A 21,373-nucleotide genomic window follows, 5' to 3' on the forward strand; every position below is an offset into this window, starting at 1 on the left:
CATGATACTAAACAGTTACAATTCCTTCATACGGTAATTTAATGCACATAATTATATTTTATCATCAATATTGCAAATTAGTACATTATATTTCTTAGTCCTACATTAATCATTCTATAAAACATAAATAATTTATTAAAAGAAAAAGACTATCTGCATTTTTATAAAATAAATCTGTAATATATCCCTACTGAATGCTTTCCTTAATTTCCTTTAAAATTTCTAAGTCTTTCTCAAACTCTCTGGTATTATTAGCGCTATAATTTGTATCATATTGCTCTTCTATATTTTCCATATCATCTTTAAATGTAGTTTCAACTCTTTGCCTAAATTCTTTTATGCAGTCATCAACTTCTTGTTGCTTTGCTTTCAAATCATCTATAATTTCTTCCTTTAAATAATTTTCTAAATCTTCTATCATAGGATCCAAATCTTTTATTGTATAATTTGCTCTAGTTTGTACTATTTCTTTACGCATATAATCTCCTATAATGGAAAATGCTAAACTTATACCCATTCCAACAAGAACACCTGCTGGTCCTCCTAGAACTCCCATAGTTCCAACTGCACCAATCACTCCAGATCCTAATCCTAATACTGTAGGAAGCGACTTTTCAAATTTAAATTCACTCTTCTTATGAAAAAATGAAATATTCTCATATTGGCCATTAAACCCTCTTATAGTTATACCTTGAAGTTCTTCATTAAGTTTTGTTACAAGTTCACTAACTATCCATAAAACCTCATCCATTATATCATTAATAGCTTTATCTGATGCTTCTTTATATATTAAACTAAGCTTTTCGCCATCAACTATTCCATTGTTAATAATTCTTCTTAGATCTCTTCTTAATTTTCCAATACTATCTTTTATAGTGTTTTCTGCATATGAAATTATATTATCCATTTCATTATACGCATAATTTCTAATTCTTCTAAAATCCTTCTTATTTTCTGAAAGTATTAATTTAATTTGTTTAATTTTATTTTCTTTTTCTTCTTCATTATCATTAATTTCATTTAAAGATATGTTTTTTAAATTATTTATTTTATCATTAATATTTTCTAGTGCTTCATCAATCTTTAAATTCAACGTATTTTCTACATTTTTGTTATATTGTCTAGAAATATCGTTTATAGATTCTATAACGCTTGTTATCCCTGATTTATTATAAATCTCTTCATCTTCTGTAAATTTTCCTTTAACAGCCTCATAAACATTTACTATATTTACTTTGATAGTCTTTTCATCATTATGTGATTCACTTATACTATTTAATACTGCTTCATTATGTTCTTTAGCTTCGTTTGCATCATCTAAACTTTCATCATTCCATCTATTTTGAACAAAAATTGTATTGGAAAGTTTAGGCCATAATGCATTTATAAAATTCTTTTCTGTTTTTGTAATTGGCGGATTAGTTCTTATCATAAATATTCCAGCAGCAAGCTTATTTACATATTCTAAGGTAGTTCTTTGATTTTCCGGCGTTAAACTTCCAACCCCTGGCAAGTCTACAAGCACAATATTATTCTTTAGGATATCATTTTTATTATATAAAACTATCCTTGATATCCCAAGCTCATTAGCAGGATTATAATCATTATGCACATATTTCTCTAAATCATTTATTTTAATTAATTCACTACTTTCATCTCTAAAATATACTCTAGCTTCATTAATATTTTCTCCATATCTAACTTCAACAGGCACACAAGTTGTCTCATCTACATCAGTAGGTAATATATTATCTTCCATTAAAATAGAATTTAAAAAACTACTTTTACCTGCGCCTTGAATTCCAAGCACAGGTACTACTATTTCTTCTTTACCTAAATTCTCCACAAAATGCTTAAAATATTCTGTATAGTCGATTCCTTGCCCGTTATTATTAAGATATTTTTCTACTAATAAATTAAATCGTGAATCATTCACTAATTCAATATATGTCATTGTTTATAATCTCCTTTAATTAAAAGTTCAATTTCAATAATTATATGTAACTCAATATTTTTGTTTTTAATATATTAAAAAATTTTAGTTTTCAATAGAATTAAGCTATTGTTACTCTTTTGTATATAGATTATTTTTTGTAATATATATTTTATCTTTTTTTACCGAATAATCTTGAAAAAAATGATCTATTTCCCCATTCTACCTCTTCTTGTATTTTATTTATCTTTTGAGTAAATTCATTTTCCATCTTACTTATTATTTCTATCAAAATATTCTTAGCATCTATTTTCTCACTAATAGCATTAACTCTTTCTAAAATATTATCCTCACTATTAGATAGATTATTTTCTATAACTTTTCCAACTAATTCTATTCTTTCTTCTATTTCATTAATATTAATTCCATCTATTTTATTTAGAATATCTTCTTTGTTAATATTCTCTTCTCTTACTATGTATTTTCCCAAAAGTGCTATTTTGTCTTCAACATTTTTATTTAATAATTCAGCTCTTTTTTCTAGTATTTCATCTAACTCTTGTATATTATGATTTACTGATTTCATCTTATGTTCAATATTTTCTTCTAATGAATCTATTCTTTCATCTATTTTCTCTATCTCTATAGTCTTAATCTGTTCGCTAATCAAATGTGTTGAATTTTGTACAGATTTTAATAATTCATTTTCATTATTTTCAATATTAACTTTAATTTTCTCTGTATTTTCTACTAATTTATTTACACTATTATTTATTACAATAGTCTGTTCAATTATTATCTTCTTTATTGAATCCTCTAGTGTATTCTTAATAGATTGTGATACTTTTGACAAATTATTATTAAGTTCATCAATTTGTTCACCAAAGTCCCCACTATCTTCCTGAAAATCTTGAAATTCTCTTTTAAATTCATTAAGCTTTTTCTCAATAGGTTTTAATATTCCCATAACCTCTTCTGTCATATTATTAGCTACTCTCGAAAGTGAATCAATCATATCATCTTGCAGTTCATTCATCATATTTTTTGTTACTTCATCTGATTGAATTAAAATTGATTTGTTTTCCATTGCTCTCCTCCAAAGTTTAATGTTGAAATAGTATTTTTAATCACATTGTAATCTACTATGTTTTTAGACATATTTAAAACTCAAACTATTCTTCTGCTTATATTTTCTTTAATGTAATTTATTTTTTTGATTGTACCTTAATTTAAGAAATACTTTAAGATTTCCTCTAACGTTTCTTTTTCTTCTTTGCCTCTTGATAGGGGATTTTTAAATAAGCTTTCTTTTATATCTCTATAATTACTTATTATAAATGTTTCCTTCTCTTGTCCTTCTATTAATGCCATATTATATATTGGATTTTTAGAATTAATTAATATGTATCCATTATTAATATTCTTAAATCTACTAATTACTTTATCTTTAAATTTATTAACAATAAATAGTAATTCCCTTATATTGTTAGCATTTATGAATTCCTTAGATGAATCTATTACAAAATTTATCATTATACTATTTTCCATTACGAATTGTTTTAAAATAAAACTTTCTAAAACTTGCTTTTCAGAATTTCCTATTTGAATGCCATTAAATATAATAAACATATTGTATAGATTATTTTTTAATTCTTTTAAAATCATATAAAGATCAATCTTTTTCTCACATAATTCATAAATAATTATTATATTGTCAATAGTGTATATACCTTCTTTTTTAATCAGTTCACATTGTTCCTGGCTTAAATATATTCCACAACTCCTTGAAATAAATGTTATACATGCATCTAAATCCCATGTCCAAAAAATCTGCTTACCTTCATAACCAATTTTTTCTGTGCTTTTTTGTTTTATATAATTTCCAACTAATAAATAATTTTTTTCAAAAATTCCAGTACTTAATTTGTAAAGATTGTATTGTGTGCTTATAACAGAATATCTATTATCATTATAACCACCATTATCCAATTCATATGAACTACATTGTTTATCTTTTATCAGTGCTTTTGACTTATTATTATATTTAAAACGATTATCTAGTATATCGATTGCATTTTCATCAATTTTATCATTTTTATTTACTTTTAGTTTTTTATTTATAGTCTTTAAATTTAAGATTACATCTTCTATATCTTCCAGCTCAATTTTTTGACCCTTTTTCTTTTCATATTCCTCTGTTCTTTTTATTACTTCGCTATAAAAAATATTTATAGATTTATTATACTGAGCACTCCAATCCCATAAAACATTCATATATTTTCTTCTATTCTGGTTACATATATTTTCAATCATTAAAATAGTAGCATCTTTATCTACTACTTTTTCATCATATTCTTCCTTTTCATATCCCCACTCAGTATCAAATATCTGTGATAAAATTCTTTTACCTTTATTTAAAATCCCATTCTTTTCAATTAATTTTATTCTTTCCTCATATTTATGCTTAACATCGATATACTTACTATCCATACTAGGCAATGAATATGAAAATCTTATATCTAAGTTAAAGCTTTTATAAAGTTCATTTTTTTTCTCTTCACATTCTTTAACTATATTTACAATTTCATTTTCCATATTAACATTCTTGTTATTAATCTTTTCTATTATCTTTGAATAACTTTCAACTTCTTCAGATTTCGACTCATTAATTTCATTAATTATTTCTTTAACATTTTTATCTATTTCCTTAATTTTTGATGATATCTTTTCCCTTGCCATAGTAAAATCACTAACAATATCATCAATATCACCAGTAGTTATATTCATTAATGCATTTATATACTCAATATCACTACCTTGTATAATGTCTCTATCTGTATTGATTATATGATTAATTCTTTCAACTAAACTCTTTCCCCTATAGACATTAATTTTAGGCATAACTCTTTTTATAGATAACTTTACAGCTTCTATAAAACCTTCAATATTAGATTCATTATATAAAACATCGTTTTTTTGTATAATTCCTCTTAAGGCATTAAGTGCAGAAATTTGTATTACTTCAAACTCACAATTGTTTAAATTCTTTTTTGATTTTTCAATATCAGATTTACATTTAAAATCATTCCTATTTCCATTAATCGCTACTCTTAGAAGGTTTTGCGCTCTCTTCCTATGTTTAATTAAGACAGCTGTTTTATCTTCTATAACTATTCCACTTTTTCCAAACTTTTCTTCAACTGAATCCATCATATTTTGCACTAAAATGATTTGTTTATCCTTTTCATTTACAATTCTAATCTTTTCAGCATTAATTTCATCACTATTAGCTTTTACTGTCGTTAAAAACACACAAATATCTATTGTTGGTAGCAATATTTCTAAAGTAAGCTTTTCGTGCATTTCTAAATCACAAGCATCTAGTCCTGGACTATCTATTATATGTATATCCTCATCTAATAAAAATGATGGAGTTGTTACATCAATTTGACTAACATTTAATTCATTATTAGGATTTAATTCTTCATCCGCATAATATGCTATAGACTTTTCATTTAACTTTTCTCCACTTAATATTTCAGGTTCTTTATCTCTGAAATATATAGTTGCTTGTCTTTTTTTGTCCTTTGAACATGTTATTATGATACTAGAGCTTGGTTTTATAGCCACTGGTAAAATACTTTCACCCAAGAGAGAATTTACCAATGTTGATTTCCCACTACTAGTTATTCCCATAATGGCAACTCTTATTATATTCTTTTCAATTATGCTTTCTTTTTTATTAAGCCATAATATATCGCTACTATACCTTTTTTTTCTATAATTATTCTTTTCCAAAACCACTTTTATCTCGTTAATTACATTTAATATATAATTATCTTTTTCCATAGTAATCTCCATATGTAATATTTATTTGAATGTGCCTAATATGTATTTTAGAATTTATATGCTATACAATTTATATTATCATAATCATATAAATTTATCTAATAATATTCCGTTAATATGATAAATAATTGGCAATTTAGATTTATGACATAACTTGCCGAAAGAAATAGGACTATTTTACTTGGTTGCTACATAATTCAGCTGTGGATTTCTATCAATAGAAGTTGTTCCATTCCCACATGCTCCCAAGACAAGCTTGTGACAAGCAAGAATGGAACAACTTCTACTAAAGAAATACCTACAGCCAAATTATCAATGCAACACTACGTAAAATAGTCCCATTTCCTTCTAGTATTGAATATATTTCAAAACTTAAATTTAGTTCGTAGTTTGTTTATAGTTGTTCTATTCTTGCATGTCATTACCTTGTTTAAAGAACATGCTGGAATGGACACAACTTCTGCTGTTAGAAATCCACATTCCTTTTCTCTAGTAACCGAAACAACAGATCACCATTTCTTTCGTTTGGCCACCACATAAATCTAAGTTACAAATTGTTTATCTATTTAAATTTTTAACCTTAAATATATCTTTAGCACTAACAATTTTAATGTTTAAAATTCTAAGCAATTTATCTAAACTCTTTATTTGATTTATATATTTTAAATTATTCTTATTTACTAGTTTTTCAACCATTTCAATTATATCTTCTTTATCTTGACTTGTTAACACTCGATTATTAGTTAAACATTCTCTATTGATATGTGTTAACGTAACCCAAATTTGCTCTTCTGCTATTTTATTTATATCCATTAGTGCCCATGTGAAATCTTTTCTTCTATGACCTTCTGGATACGCCTCTTTAAAAAACTTTATAAAATTATTTTCCTTTTTAGGATCTTTTATAGTAACATATTTTCCAAGCTGAGATTTAAGATTATTCTTTAAGTACATTATAGTATTTGGTTTAATTACATCTGACATACTATCAATACTTTTATATATAAAATTATATGTTGTTTCAATTTGATATACATCAGCATTACCATTCTTAAGTACTTTTGTAATCTCTATATATTCTAAAATATTTTTCTTTGTATTTAATTCTTTGTTGTATAATTTTTCATGTATTTGTTCAGCATTTAAGTTTTCTAAATTTACATTATTATTCATTTTTTCATCCTTTATCTTTCATTATTTATTTAATTGTGCCTTATTATAGTTGCTCCACTAAATTTCTACTAACTTTTAAATCATTCAACTCTATTTTTTCAGGATTTATAAGTAAAGAATAATCCTTAACCCAAAGGATTCCATCAACAATCCTACCTTCATTTATAGGCTCAGTAGGATCTTCATCATAAACTTCTTCTAATTTTTCATTTTTAGTTAAAATAACTACCCTTCTACAGGCTTCCTCAAACTCATCATAAATATTAAAAAAACTGTTATAAGAGTCAAAACTCTTTACCGATGTAGCTATCTTTAAAAATAAACCATATTCTTTAGCAGCTTCTTTAACCGTTATATACTCTTCATTCATTTTATTTACCTCTTTTCTTTCTTCTACCTACAAATATACCTCCATCCTAATATGAGGTAATCCAGATTTTTTTGATTCAAAAATTTCACCATTAGTTTTAAAACCAAGTTTTCTATAAAAATCAATAGCATATATTCTTGCATCTAAACATATTTTTTCAACGCTTTGCTTTTTGCCTTCTTCAATTAATTTTTTTACAATGTTAGCTCCGATATTAAGACTTCTATAATTTTGTTCAACAACAACTTGTGTTATTTCTCCTATTGAATTATCGATAAATAAACGTGCATGTCCGATAACTTTATTATCAATACAAGCCACAATTTTTAAAGATTTGTCTTCTATTTCATCAAATATACTTTCTCTTGTACGATTGAATTTTTCATAAAATTCTCTATATCTGAGATCAATAGCACTCTCATATAATTCAGATTCCTTATCTATAAAAAAATATTCTACTTTTTTTTGTAATTCTTTCATTACAAATTCCTCCTTAGTTTTGACATTCTTAACCCCAATCCAAAATTGCATTACAAAAAATCACAAATTCGCATTTCATTTTGTAATAGTGCAATTTTCTAAGAATATTTTTTATTATGTATTAGGCACTTTCAAATAACAAATCCATTTGCCAGCTTATTTTCCATCAGAGGAAACTCAACTCGCTATTTATTTTCACGTACCTTATTTGAAATTATATATTTTTATTTCTAAGACAATTATTATTAGATTTATTTATATCATTATAATGAATTGCTTTTTTAAGCTCATTTATTTCATCTTCACTAATTTTTCTCCATTTACCTAATTCTATACCATCAATGCTTATATTTATAATACGAACTCTTTCTAGTTTAACAACTTTATACCCTAATGCCCAAGTCATTTTGCGGATTTGCTTATTTAAACCCTGTGTTAATATAATTTTGAACTTATTTTCACTTATTCTAGCAACTTTGCAAGGTTTAGTTCTGACCTTATTTTTACTCAAAATCTTATTTTCATTTAACTTTATTGTATTTTGTTGATTTATCAAACTCTGCAATTCTTCATTTAAATTACTTGATTTTAATTCCTTTAATTTATATACAGATGACTTTCTATTTTTAAATTCTTCTTCAAGTACAACAAACTCTTTATCACCATTAATTTCCCTAATACCCAAAGTATCAGATACTCTTTTTATTCCAGTACTTTGAACTCCTGGAATTTCAATTCCTTGTGACATTTTCTCTAGAAAATCGTCTTCAAATTTTTTATCAACAGTTACAATATATTCCTTCTCATGATTATTTTCAGCCTCTAAAATCTCATTTGCTAGCTGTCCGTCATTAGTCATTATTATAAGACCTTGAGATTCCTTATCTAATCTACCTACAGGAAAAATATATTGAGGATAATTTAAAAATTTAATTATGTTATCACTAACATCTCTTTCTGCTGTGCAAACAATTCCAATAGGCTTGTTAAGTGCAATATAAACTTTCTTGTTCGTAAAAATCTTATTACCGTCAAGTAAAATTTCATCATCTTCTTCAACCCATTGTCCCAGTGCACTTTGCTTTCCATTTACCTTAACTCTTCCTTCCTGTATAAGCTTATTGGTTTCTTTCCTCGAGCAAATACCTAAATTACTAAAAAGTTTATTTATCCTCATGCTAAAACTTATCCTTTCGATGAATTATAAATATTATTTTTTGAATGTGTCTTATAAAGTTATACTAAAAAATTATTTAAAATTCAATAAAAATTTATATTAGGCACACTCATACTTCATTAATCCATATAGAATATGAACCATCCATGACTCTAAATATGCCTTGTCCACTTTCATCTATGATTACTTTATCATCAATTTGTCCTGTAATATCCTTCCACACTTCATATGCATGTTGATTTCCAACATACATTTTTTTAACACCACCAAGTGCTACAGTAATCAGAGCTGCAAGACCTGAGTTTTTATGTTTAAAATCTCCTTCTCTAGTCCATCCTATAATAGCATTATCATCAATATAATCATGTTGTATACCATAAGCATTATATTTTCTTATCTTTAGAATAATATCTAATTTGTCCTTTATTCCCTCAAAGTTCTTTTCTGGTATTCCATAATAATCTCCATAAAAAACACATGGATAGCCGTCCTTTCTAGTCAAAATAAATGTATATGCCAAAGGCTTAAACCAAGGTTGAACCCATGATTCTAGCGATTGACCAGGCTGTGTGTCGTGATTATCAACAAAAGTAACCGCTTGACTTGGATTAGCTTTTAGAAATGTATTATCTGTTAACTTTCTCATATCAAAATTTCCTAATGAGTTACTAGCAGCGTAAAAATTATAATGAAGTGGCACATCAAATAAACTCATGCAATTTTCACATGCATTCATATAATCTTTAAGATTATTAACATCAGGAGTCCAATATTCGCCTACTGCAAAAAGTTTCTTATCACTATACTTCCTCATATCTTTAAGCCATTCTTTAAAGAAAGTAAATTTAATATGTTTTATAGCATCCAATCTAAAGCCATCAACATTAGTTTGATTTATATACCATCTTCCCCATCTTTTTAATTCTTCAACAACATAAGTATTATTCATATCTAAATTGGCAAACATAAGAAAATCATAATTTCCATTTTCCTTATCAACATATTTTTCCCATTCCTTTCCTTCAAACTTAAAAATACCATGTTGCTTTGAAATCTCATCAAAATCTACTCCATTAAAATCGCTTGATGTCCATTTATATGCAGAATACTTTTCCATTCTACCTGGAAAAGTAAAAATTGTATGTGCTCTTATTTTTCTTGTGGTGCCAATAAACATTTTTCTATTATTTTCTGATACAGGTCTTGCATCTATAATTTCAGAATTATCCGCCCCTGCCTTGTGATCAAATACTACATCTCCATAAATTTTTATATTATTCCTATGAGCCTCCTCTATGGCAGATATATATTCTTCTTTTGTTCCATACTTGGTTCTAATGGTTCCCTTTTGATTAAATTCTCCTAAATCAAATAAATCATATATTCCATATCCAACATCATAAATCCCATTATATGATTTACATGCAGGCGGTAACCATAATGCTGTAATTCCAACGTTACATAATTCCTTAACATTTTGCTTTACCTTTTTCCACAATGAACCATCACTTGGGTAATACCATTCGAAATATTGCATCATTGTCTCATTAACTTCAGTATTTTCTAATAGTTGATTATAATTTCTTAAAAAATCTGGTGCTTTTAAATGATTCTTAAACTCTTCATTATAACTTCTATAATGTATATTATTCTCTTCAATTATATTTTTTTTTGATTTTTTTATTTCATCTTTGAGAACTTTATCTATATTTAAATGTTCTTTTAATTCATTCTTATCTATCTTTGTATTATAAGTTCTATTATAAAAATTTAATATCATTTTTTTTAAAATATTACTTTTTATTAATTCCTTAAATTTTAATCTAATAATCTTAATTATTCTATTAATATTTACACCTTCATTCTAGTTCATCTCTTTTTTTAAACTTCAATCATTCTCTTCAAAATTATAACATATATTTATATATATTCCATATAACAAAAAAGCACCTTTTATTAGCACTAACGCTTATAAAAGATGCTGAATCTAAATTCTAATATTCATTTTGTTCTGTTTTTGATTCTTCTCTCATTTGATCTTTCAAATCATTACTAAACATTTTTTGTTCAATTCTATCATTCATATCTTCCTTTTTATTGTCAAAACGTGTTTTCATCTCGCCAACTCTTTCTTGTACATCATTGCTTATGTTATGAGTTTTGTCTTTTATTTCATCTCCAACCACTTGTGCTGCTGCCTTTACTACTGCTGCAGTATCTTTAATTCCATCACCCATATCCTTAACTTTTTCCTTTATTCCATCTGTTAAATCTCCCATAATATATCTCCTTTCATAAACAATATTTAATATAGATAAAAATAATTTTTATCTATAATTAAGTTTACCCGAGTGCGGAAATATTATTAATAAAAACCTTGTCAATTTTTCCTGAACAATTACGTGGTATATTTTTAACAAAAATAATTTTCTTAGGTATTTCAATATTCATAATTTTACTTTTTAAATTATCAATAATATAATCTCTTGTAACTTGTTTATCTGCAACTACAAAAGCTGCCATTTCATTTCCTTTCTTATCATCAGCATATGGTATAACCGCATTTTCTTTTACACCGTTTATTTTGTTTATTTCTGTTTCTATTTTTAAGCAGCTAATCTTTATGCCGCCTTTATTTACAATATCATCTTTTCTACCTTTAAAAATCAAATATCCATTATCATCGATATATCCAGCATCGTAAACTGTACAAGGATTAGTCATTCCTTCAACATGATATTTTGTATTTACATAAATAAAATCATTTTTTATAAACACATCCATATTAGGAAATGGTCTTCCAACACTTAATGGATTAACATACATTTCTTTATAAGTAATATATGTAATATAATTTAGTTCACTTGCACCATAATATAATATAAGCTCAGATTCAGGAAAAATTTGTTTAAGTCTATCTGCAACCGCGTAAATCAATAATTCTGAACCTGTAAAAATACTCTTAACACTATTTATCCTTTTTTTAACAAGTTTAGTTAGCATCCTTAATTTACTTGGTACTAAATAAATATTCGTAATCTTCATTTCCTCAAATGTTTTAATCCATTGTTTGCATTTAAAACTTGTTAAACTTACAATACTTCCACCTTCATATAAAGTCGACATTACTGCATTTAAGTTTCCTGTAAAACTCAAACTTCCATTTATAAATAATTTAGAATTACTATTAATTTTAAATATATTATTTTGAATATCAAAAAATTCTGCCCAACTTTCATAAGTTCTATATAATACTTTTGGAACACCGGTTGATCCTGAAGTCAATACTCCCATGCATACTTCTGAATTTACGTTAATTGATTCCTTCAGCATTTGTGGACCATAAACATATATATTACATAAAACTTCATGCTTAGAAATTTGGATATTTTCTTTATATTCTATACCATTTTTTTTATAATTCAATTTTTTATGTAAAAGAATTTCTTTAACAAAACCATCTTCACTTATACCACTAATTTCTTTATTACTTAAAACATAATTTATATTATTATTTATAATAATTTTATTTAAAACTTCATGAGGTAAATTATGATGTGCAATAATAGGTATTGCATGAGTTCCATTTATAGCAAAAAAACTTATTATTTGAAAATAAAAATCATCTGAATAAATTAATACAGTTTTCTTACAACTTTCATTTGTATTCTCCTCATTAATTACTTGAATATTTTTCAACACATCAATAAATAGTCTTGTTTTCTTATAAACATCTTCATATGTATAAAACTTTCCATCAACAATAAGAAAGCTTTTTTCAGAATTTTCCTTTTGTATTTTCTTTAACAATTTAAAATAATTCATACTCATTAATCAGTACCTCTCAGAATTTTAAATAAAATATTAGACATAAATAATTTAGGCAGATGAGCTTGTTATTTTTTGATTGTGCCTTAATATCTATATTCTTTCAATTAATATTGCTGAACCAATTCCTCCTGCTGCTGCAATAGCACAAACTCCATATTTTCCACTAACCGATTGTAAACTTTTAATTAAATGTAACATTATTATCCCACCCGAAGCTCCATATGGATGTCCATAAGCTAATGCTCCTCCAAATTTATTATATCTATCAATTAATCTAGGATGCTCTCGTTCAAACATAACATCTATTACAGCAAATGCTTCGTTAAATTCAAATGCTGAGATAGATTCATATGTTAACCTAACTGATTTAATCAGTTTATCAGCTGCTTTCATAGCTGAAACTGGAGAATATAATGGATTTACTCCTATCAAACTGGTATTCACAACTTTAGCTATAGGTTTCACCTTGTTTTCTTGAATAAATTTCTTTGAACATAATGCAATAAATGCTGCACCATCATTAATAAGACAAGTATTCGTTGCTGTAATCTTACCTTCCTTAAATAAAAGAGGTTTCATTCTATTTATCAATCTTTGATTCATATTATCTCTTATGCCTTCATCATAATTGCTTTCATCTAAAGATAAAATAATATCACTTAAAACTTCTTTTTTTCTAGCTAATTTAGCTCTCTTATGACTTTCTAAAATCCAAAAATTTAATTCCTCATTAGTAATATTGTACTTTTGTACAACTCTTTCCGCAGCTTTTAACATAACATTTTCTCCAATTTCATTTGGTGAAAATTGTGCTGTCCAATATATTGGATTTTCTTCGTTATATCTGCTATCATTTTTATTATAAATTCTAGCTGGCTGCATAGATGTGCTTTCAAAACCACCAGCAATAATCAAATCACATTGACCACTGCTTATTTTAGAAAAAGCAATATCTATACAAGCACATCCTGATGCACATTGCATATCAACTGTATATGCTGGTACATTTTCTGAAACTCCAGCATATAAAGTCATTAATCTTGCAATATTTCCGCCTGTGCCTACCGCATTTCCGCATATTATTTCATCAATTTCACTCAAATCATATCTACCAACTAAACATTTTAAAATTTCTCCTCCCAGTTTTTCAGGCAGCATATTTTTAAATATCCCATTTTTTAGTCCAATGTTACTTCTTAAACCGCCTATAATATAAACATCTTCCATTATTGCACCACTTTCATTACAAATTGAAATAATTCTTCATAATTTACAAAACACATATATTTTTAATGCTAAGATGCGCTGTATATTTTTTATTAAGCTATGATGTATGTTTTTTCTTAGTATGTGCTATTAAGTTTATGCGTTACCCAAATATATCGCATATTTATATATTATTGTTTTAAGCATATATAATTGAATAATTTAAAATTTATATGAACATTGAACTTTACGCTTCAACACTTTTTACTATAGATTGATTTAATTTCACTCCTATATAAGATGCTGCTGCACATTTTAAAAGATCACCCAAGATGAATGGAAATACTGCCGTAATCAATATTGAAAGTATATTTGTTCTCTGATAAATATACATACTAATACTTCCTCCTAAGTATATTATGGGCATACCCACTAATACTGTAACTACTAAATATCGTTTAAAACTTTTTTCTTTTCCTTTTAACAAACTGATAATTGGTGCTGATAATAAATACCCTATAAGGAATCCCCCTGTAGGCCCAAAAATTTTCCCTAAACCAGCCGCTCCACCTGTAAAAACAGGTATTCCACATATTCCTAATAGAATATAAACTCCTACTGTAACTATAGCTTGCTTTGGTACTAATATTAAAGCTATTAAATTAATAACTATAGTTTGAGCCGTTATCATTGCTGGAGTAAAAGGTAGTGGAAATGAAATGTATGATGCTATACACAATAAAGTTACGCATATTGACATCTTAGTTAATTCTCTTGTTTTCATATTAAAATCCTCCAAATATTTTTATCTTATACACATAAAATAACGTAATTTTTATATTCTAAGATATCATTAATTTTTTCATTAAACATAAATTTAAAATTCTAACTATATTATTTTAAAATTTTTATATTTTTTTAATATATTTATACAAAATATTATTCTATATTTCGCATAACATTTTATTCCATTTTAATTTCATATTATAATTATTGTCAACCTGATTGTCAACTACAGTTTACTTATTTGTTAACATCATTATTAATATTAGATAATAAAATCATCCTTTTTAACGTTAATATTTTTACCAAAAACATTTATCACAAAATAATACAAGTTTATTAATCTTTTAATTACAAATTTTAGATTTTAAATTATGTGCAATAGAAAAAGCCTTAGCATAAAACATACCAAGGCTTTTTACGTTTAATATTCTTCCCCAAAAAATTAAACTTAATATAAATAATTTCTCTATAAATATTGTTGTATTAATATAATATCATACTTCATACAATCTTAAACCCTGTAAATGTTGGTTTTAAATTAACATAAACTCCTACTATGGTTATCAATACAAACTTATTCAATATTTTTACATTCTATACTTCCTAAAATAATATGTTTACTTTGTTTAAGCATATTGTTTTTTATAAGACACAATCAAAAAAATAATAAATCAATATGTCAACCTATTTTGCGTCATAAAGAAACTCGACTCGCATACGCTCACTGAGTAAGTGATTCATTCAAAATCAGAGATTGTACTATATGAAATTTCTGCTAAACAAATATAAAATTTTTGGAATTACTTTTGTTTCTCTGCTCACGTGGACAATTTGAGCTAATATCCCACTATAAGCTAAAATTATATCATCGTCTGACACAAAGTATACATGGTATGTTTGGTATATTATTTTCTTTCATGTGACTAAGACCAAAAATTTCTGAAATTTACTTTGACATACTAGCTTTCTATCTATTAAACTATTTACAGTATATAATATATAACTAAAGTTAATTTAATACTTTTTATATGGATAAATTACTTATGAATTAGATTTGTACTTTGGAACTATATTCTAAACTGGAACAAAAGAGCATCCTTTCTTTCGGTTAATTACCACATAAGTCTAATTTAGAAATTATTTATCTATATGTAATTTTTATTTACTAAGTTTTCATTAACTTTGTACTATATAAATATGATTTAATTAAAATTTTTAGGAGGACTCAAATGAGCGTACTACTTGTTAAAGACATGAATCATGGTTTTGGTGATAGAGCCATATTTGAAGATGTTTCATTTAGATTATTAAAAGGAGAACATGTTGGTCTTATCGGAGCTAATGGTGAAGGTAAATCAACATTTATGAATATAGTGACTGGTAAACTTCAACCTGATGAAGGTAAGGTAACTTGGTCAAATAATGTTAGAGTTGGTTATATGGATCAGCATGCAGCACTTACTAAAGGTCAAACTATAAGAGATGCATTAAAATATGCATTTAAATATCTTTTTGATTTGGAAGCAGAAATGAATTCCCTTTATGAAAAAATGGGAGATTGTACTGAAGATGAATTAAACAAAATGTTGGAAAGAACAGCTGTAATTCAAGATATGCTTGATCATAATGGTTTTTATGTAATTGACCCAAAGGTGGAAGAAGTAGCAAAAGGTCTTGGTCTTTTAGATTTAGGTCTTGATAGAGATGTTGATGATTTGTCTGGTGGACAAAGAACTAAAATTCTTTTAGGTAAATTATTACTTGAAACACCTGATATACTTCTTCTTGATGAACCTACTAACTACCTAGATGAAGAGCATATTGAATGGCTTAAAAGATATCTTCAATCATATGATAATGCATTTATTTTAATATCTCATGATATTCCATTCTTAAATTCAGTAGTTAACTTAATCTATCATGTAGATGAAAGAAAACTTACTAGATATGTTGGAGATTATGATGAATTCCAAAGATTATATGCAATAAATAAAGAGAAATTAGAAGCTGCATATGAAAAACAACAAAAAGAAATTGCAAGACTTGAAGATTTCGTTGCTAGAAACAAAGCTAATGTCGCTACTGCTAATATGGCTAAATCTAGACAAAAGAAATTAGACAAAATGGATGTAATTGAACTTTCAGCTGAAAAACCAAAGCCTGAATTTAATTTCAAACCTGCTAGAGCTGCTGGTAAAGTTATATTTGAAACTAAAGATTTAGTTATAGGATATGACTCTCCTCTTACAAAACCATTAAATTTATATATGGAAAGAGGACAAAAAATAGCATTAGTTGGAGCTAATGGTCTTGGTAAATCAACGCTTTTAAAGAGTTTGCTTGGCATAATTAAGCCATTAAGCGGTGAAGTTCATCTTGGTGATTATCAATACATAGGATACTTTGAACAAGAAGATAGAACTGATAATAAAAATACCTGCATAGAAGAAGTTTGGCAAGAGTTCCCTGGATACACTCAATATCAAATAAGAGCTGCCCTTGCTAAATGCGGATTAACAACCAAACAAATTGAGTCTCAAATAAGAGTTTTATCTGGAGGGGAAGCTGCAAAAGTTAGACTTTGCAAAATCTTAAACAATGAAACAAATATATTAATTCTAGATGAGCCTACTAACCATTTAGATGTAGATGCAAAAGATGAATTAAAAAGAGCTTTAAAAGAATATAAAGGTACAATACTATTAGTATCTCACGAACCTGAATTCTATAGAGATGTAATAACTGAAACTTGGAATTGTGAAGATTGGACAACTAAAATTATTTAAGGTACATGAAAGAAAATAATAAGTCCAATTGAATGTACATAATTAATCTTGAAATGAAAGAGCCTTAAAATGGCTCTTTTTATTTTACAAATCTTAAGTTAGGCACAATCAAACAAATAACAAGTCCATTTGCCAGCCTATTTTCCATCATGGGAAGCTCGATTCGCATACGCTCACTGAGTAAGCGATTCACCCCAAATCATAGATTTGGGTTCACTGCTTACGTCGGAAAATTGCTCTAATAGCCCGCTATGAGGGCTATTTTCCTCCTTGTCTGATGAAAAATATCCAGGGCAACTTTTATAACTTGTTATTTATTTTCATGTGCCTTATAATTATAAACATGAGATAAAAACACAGTTTCTGTTGGTAGTCAGAACCTATATTAACTTAATATAGCAGTAGCCTGCCCTCCTGGGGTTGTCCTTTCTTCATAAGTTATTTAAACAGGAGGATTTAATTATGATATCAGTAATTAAATTAACAGTTCTTTTTGATGCTCCATTTTGGATTGGTATTTTTGAAATTGTTGAAAATACCGAATATAAAGTATGTAAAGTTACTTTTGGTGCTGAACCCAAGGATGAGGAAACCTACGAATTTATATTGCATAAGTTCTACAAACTACGTTTTAGTCATTCGATTTTGTCTCTTGATAATAATTTTATTGAAAAAAAACAAAATCCCAAAAGATTACAACGAGAAATTAAAAAGGAAACCTCTAATAAAGGAATAGGTACCAAAGCTCAAATTGCTATGAAATTACAACATGAGCAAAATAAAATTGAGCAAAAGAAAAAATCCAAGGAGCAAAAAGAAAAAGAAGAACAAAGAAAGTTTTATTTAAAGCAAAAGAAAAAACTTGAGAAACATAAGGGTCACTAGAAAAAAGTTAAAGAAAAAAGTACTCATTTTTTATATGATGTACTTTTTTCTTTAACTTTTTTTGCTAATATTAATAAGATAACTGAAAACAATAAGCTTAAAATTCATACAATATAAAACAAATTATATAGAAATGACTTATTTGTTTTTGATTGTTCCTTAAGCCTGTGATAATTTTAATATATCCTTATTATAAACTCCTTTATATATTATTATTGCATTTATTAGTAGCAATCCACTTGTTATAAAAAACACATATTTAATACCAAATGTTGCTGCAATCTGCCCACCTAAAGTTGATCCAAAAAATGTCCCTAAATATTGAGCTGAAATACTTATTCCAAATATTCTACCTGTAATATCTTGTGGAACAATCTTTTTAACCATTATATTAATTGATGGCAATAATCCTGCCGCTGCTAATCCTAAAACAAACCTTAATCCCATAAGTTGCCATGGATTTTTTACAAAAGCTTGTGGAATAAATACAATTCCAGCTATAATTAATGCTACAAACATTACCTTCTGTGGGCCAATTTTATCTGAAAGTTTTCCAAGTTTAGGTGCTGCTAATATATTAGCCATGCCTGAAGCTGAAAAGGCTAGTCCTGATATTAGTGCTACATGAACCATATTTTTAGATAACTCTGATACATATACTGTTATAATTGGCTCTATTGAATAAAAAGCTAATTGTAAAATAAATGCAGTTAAAAACATTGTAATCATTAACTCCGGATTAGGTAGTTTGCCCCAAATTTCTTTCATATTAGGAATTTCTTTATCAGGGCACTTAAATTCCTCTTTAACAAATATCAATGTTGTTATAAAAGATAATATTAATAAAAATGAAGTTACTGTAAACACACTTCGCATTCCCAATGTATCTTCTAAATATCCTCCTATTAATGGTCCTAACAAAGATCCTGCAATTGATGCAGTCGATAATGTTCCAAGTGCAAAACCAGCATGCTCTTTATCTGTCTGAGTGGCTACAAGCGTTGTGCAAGCTGTTCCATAACCCGAAATTATTCCTTGTAAAAACCTAAGAGCTATTAATTCATATACATTAGTTACAAATCCTATAAAGAATATAACTATAGCCATTCCAATACTTGCACGTAATAGCATTGGCTTTCTTCCTACTTTGTCAGCTAACTTTCCCCAAATTGGCGAAAAAATAGCTGAAACTATAAATGTAGCCCCAAATGCAATCCCCGAAAATCTTTCAATTAAAGCTGTATCATTAACACCTAAATCCTTTATATATAAAGGCAATACTGGTGCAATCTGGCTTATTCCTATCATTGTTACAAACATTCCAAACCAACAAAATGTTAAATTTCTCTTCCAATCATTCAAATTATAACCTTCCTTCTTTTGTTCATATATTATCAATCATAAAACTGCTAAATGTAAAGATATTAAAGAACATTATAATCCTTACAATATATTTATACTATAGAAATAATATCCATGCAAATTTCTATATTACTAATACTTTAATCATTATTATTACAATATATTAAAATAATTCATATAAAAATTCCAACTTGACATAAATTATCAAAATGTTATGATAAAACTATTAAGTTTTAAAAAGTAATTATACACAAAAAGGGGTTATATAAAAATGATGACATTAGAAAAATTCGAGCAAGCTTATGAAACTGTCCAAAAAGTAATTTTAAAAACAAAGTTAGTTTATAGTGATTACTATTCCGACCTTACAGGAAACAAAGTTTATTTGAAACCTGAAAATATGCAAAAAACAGGAGCTTATAAAATTAGAGGGGCTTATTATAAAATCAGTACTCTTACTGACGAAGAAAGAGAAAAAGGACTTATAACCGCTTCTGCTGGTAACCATGCTCAAGGTGTTGCATATGCTGCAAAATCTTATGGTGCAAAAGCTGTAATAGTTATGCCAACAACTACTCCACTTATGAAAGTCAATAGAACTAAAGCATACGGGGCTGAAGTTATTCTCCATGGAGATGTTTATGATGAAGCATGTAATTATGCACTAGAATTAGCAGCCGAAAAAGGTTATACATTTATTCATCCATTCGATGATCTTGATGTAGCTACCGGCCAAGGTTCCATTGCTATGGAAATCATAAAGGAACTTCCAACAGTTGATATTATTTTAGTTCCTATTGGTGGTGGTGGATTAGCTACCGGTGTTTCCACTCTTGCTAAATTATTAAATCCTAATATTAAAGTAATTGGTGTTGAACCGGCAGGTGCTAATTGCATGCAAGCTTCTCTTAAAGCTGGTGAAATTGTCACTTTACCAGGAGTTGATACTATAGCTGATGGTACTGCAGTTAAAACACCTGGATCTAAAATTTTCCCATATATTCAAGAAAATCTTGATGATATAATTACAATTGAAGATCATGAATTAATAGGAGCCTTTTTAGATATGTTAGAAAATCATAAAATGCTTGCTGAAAATTCTGGTTTATTGACTGTTGCAGCGCTTAAACATCTTAATGTTAGAGATAAAAAAATTGTACCTATTATAAGTGGTGGTAACATGGATGTTATAACATTTGCATCTTTAGTTCAACATGGCTTAATTGAGAGAGAAAGGATTTGTACACTCTCTGTATTACTTCCAGATAAACCAGGAGAATTAACAAACGTTTCTAGAGTAATTGCAGAAGCTCAAGGTAATATAATCAAGCTTGATCACAACCAATTTGTTAGTATCAATCGTAAGAGTGCTGTGGAACTTGATATTACTATGGAGACTTTCGGACACGATCATAAAAAAGCTATTATAAAAGCGTTAAAGGATAATGGATATAATCCAACTGTACTTCAACCTAAAATGATTTATCAATAAAATTAAATAAAATACAAATAACAGAAACCTTTTAATTAGATTT

Annotated in this window: 16 protein-coding genes; 3 read left to right on the forward strand and 13 right to left on the reverse strand. The window is 27.1% G+C overall.

The features are described from left to right. Positions 1 to 187: 187 nt before the first annotated feature. From CLSA_RS13525 to CLSA_RS13580, 12 genes are all read right to left on the reverse strand, one after another. Positions 188 to 1,954, reverse strand: coding sequence for a dynamin family protein (locus tag CLSA_RS13525; protein ID WP_022746918.1), 1,767 nt, complete (start codon positions 1,952 to 1,954; stop codon positions 188 to 190). A 151-nt stretch (positions 1,955 to 2,105) separates the two neighbouring features. Next, entirely contained in the window at positions 2,106 to 3,020 is a 915-nt protein-coding gene (locus CLSA_RS13530; protein ID WP_022746919.1) for a coiled-coil domain-containing protein, read from the reverse strand. Between the two features lie 137 nt (positions 3,021 to 3,157). Beyond that, positions 3,158 to 5,782: a dynamin family protein gene (locus tag CLSA_RS13535; protein WP_022746920.1), complete on the reverse strand. Its 2,625-nt coding sequence runs from the start codon at positions 5,780 to 5,782 to the stop codon at positions 3,158 to 3,160. A 558-nt stretch (positions 5,783 to 6,340) separates the two neighbouring features. Beyond that, positions 6,341 to 6,955, reverse strand: coding sequence for a hypothetical protein (locus tag CLSA_RS13540; RefSeq protein ID WP_022746921.1), 615 nt, complete (start codon positions 6,953 to 6,955; stop codon positions 6,341 to 6,343). Between the two features lie 43 nt (positions 6,956 to 6,998). Continuing rightward, positions 6,999 to 7,325 (reverse strand): hypothetical protein, encoded by a 327-nt coding sequence (locus CLSA_RS13545; protein WP_022746922.1) that lies wholly within the window; start codon positions 7,323 to 7,325, stop codon positions 6,999 to 7,001. Between the two features lie 27 nt (positions 7,326 to 7,352). Next, the gene (locus CLSA_RS13550) at positions 7,353 to 7,805 is read right to left on the reverse strand and encodes a GNAT family N-acetyltransferase (protein ID WP_041716277.1); all 453 of its coding nucleotides are present in this window, start codon (positions 7,803 to 7,805) and stop codon (positions 7,353 to 7,355) included. 214 nt (positions 7,806 to 8,019) lie between these two features. Further along, complete coding sequence (locus CLSA_RS22135; RefSeq protein WP_022746924.1) at positions 8,020 to 8,982, reverse strand: pseudouridine synthase; 963 nt, start codon at positions 8,980 to 8,982, stop codon at positions 8,020 to 8,022. 109 nt (positions 8,983 to 9,091) lie between these two features. Beyond that, positions 9,092 to 10,762: an alpha-amylase gene (locus CLSA_RS13560; protein ID WP_022746925.1), complete on the reverse strand. Its 1,671-nt coding sequence runs from the start codon at positions 10,760 to 10,762 to the stop codon at positions 9,092 to 9,094. Between the two features lie 214 nt (positions 10,763 to 10,976). Further along, on the reverse strand, positions 10,977 to 11,261 hold the full coding sequence (locus CLSA_RS13565; protein ID WP_022746926.1) for a hypothetical protein: 285 nt from the start codon (positions 11,259 to 11,261) through the stop codon (positions 10,977 to 10,979). A 64-nt stretch (positions 11,262 to 11,325) separates the two neighbouring features. Further along, entirely contained in the window at positions 11,326 to 12,813 is a 1,488-nt protein-coding gene (locus tag CLSA_RS13570) for an AMP-binding protein (protein ID WP_022746927.1), read from the reverse strand. A gap of 90 nt (positions 12,814 to 12,903) precedes the next feature. Continuing rightward, entirely contained in the window at positions 12,904 to 14,040 is a 1,137-nt protein-coding gene (locus CLSA_RS13575) for a thiolase family protein (RefSeq protein WP_022746928.1), read from the reverse strand. A 226-nt stretch (positions 14,041 to 14,266) separates the two neighbouring features. After that, positions 14,267 to 14,803, reverse strand: a complete 537-nt coding sequence (locus CLSA_RS13580) for a biotin transporter BioY (protein ID WP_022746929.1) — start codon at positions 14,801 to 14,803, stop codon at positions 14,267 to 14,269. 1,231 nt (positions 14,804 to 16,034) lie between these two features. Between CLSA_RS13580 and CLSA_RS13585 the strand changes: the two genes are divergently transcribed. Both CLSA_RS13585 and CLSA_RS13590 read left to right on the forward strand, forming a co-directional pair. Continuing rightward, on the forward strand, positions 16,035 to 17,591 hold the full coding sequence (locus CLSA_RS13585) for an ABC-F family ATP-binding cassette domain-containing protein (protein ID WP_022746930.1): 1,557 nt from the start codon (positions 16,035 to 16,037) through the stop codon (positions 17,589 to 17,591). Positions 17,592 to 18,053: 462 nt separating this feature from the next. Continuing rightward, positions 18,054 to 18,476, forward strand: a complete 423-nt coding sequence (locus CLSA_RS13590) for a YjdF family protein (RefSeq protein WP_022746931.1) — start codon at positions 18,054 to 18,056, stop codon at positions 18,474 to 18,476. A 159-nt stretch (positions 18,477 to 18,635) separates the two neighbouring features. Here the strand turns inward: CLSA_RS13590 and CLSA_RS13595 are convergent, their stop codons facing one another. Then, positions 18,636 to 19,838, reverse strand: a complete 1,203-nt coding sequence (locus CLSA_RS13595; protein WP_022746932.1) for a multidrug efflux MFS transporter — start codon at positions 19,836 to 19,838, stop codon at positions 18,636 to 18,638. Positions 19,839 to 20,109: 271 nt separating this feature from the next. Here CLSA_RS13595 and ilvA point away from each other — a divergent pair, with 271 nt between their 5' ends. Then, positions 20,110 to 21,330, forward strand: a complete 1,221-nt coding sequence (gene ilvA / locus CLSA_RS13600) for a threonine ammonia-lyase (RefSeq protein ID WP_022746933.1) — start codon at positions 20,110 to 20,112, stop codon at positions 21,328 to 21,330. The last annotated feature ends 43 nt before the right edge of the window (positions 21,331 to 21,373 follow it).

It is taken from the genome of Clostridium saccharobutylicum DSM 13864 (genome assembly GCF_000473995.1).
Lineage (GTDB): Bacteria > Bacillota > Clostridia > Clostridiales > Clostridiaceae > Clostridium > Clostridium saccharobutylicum.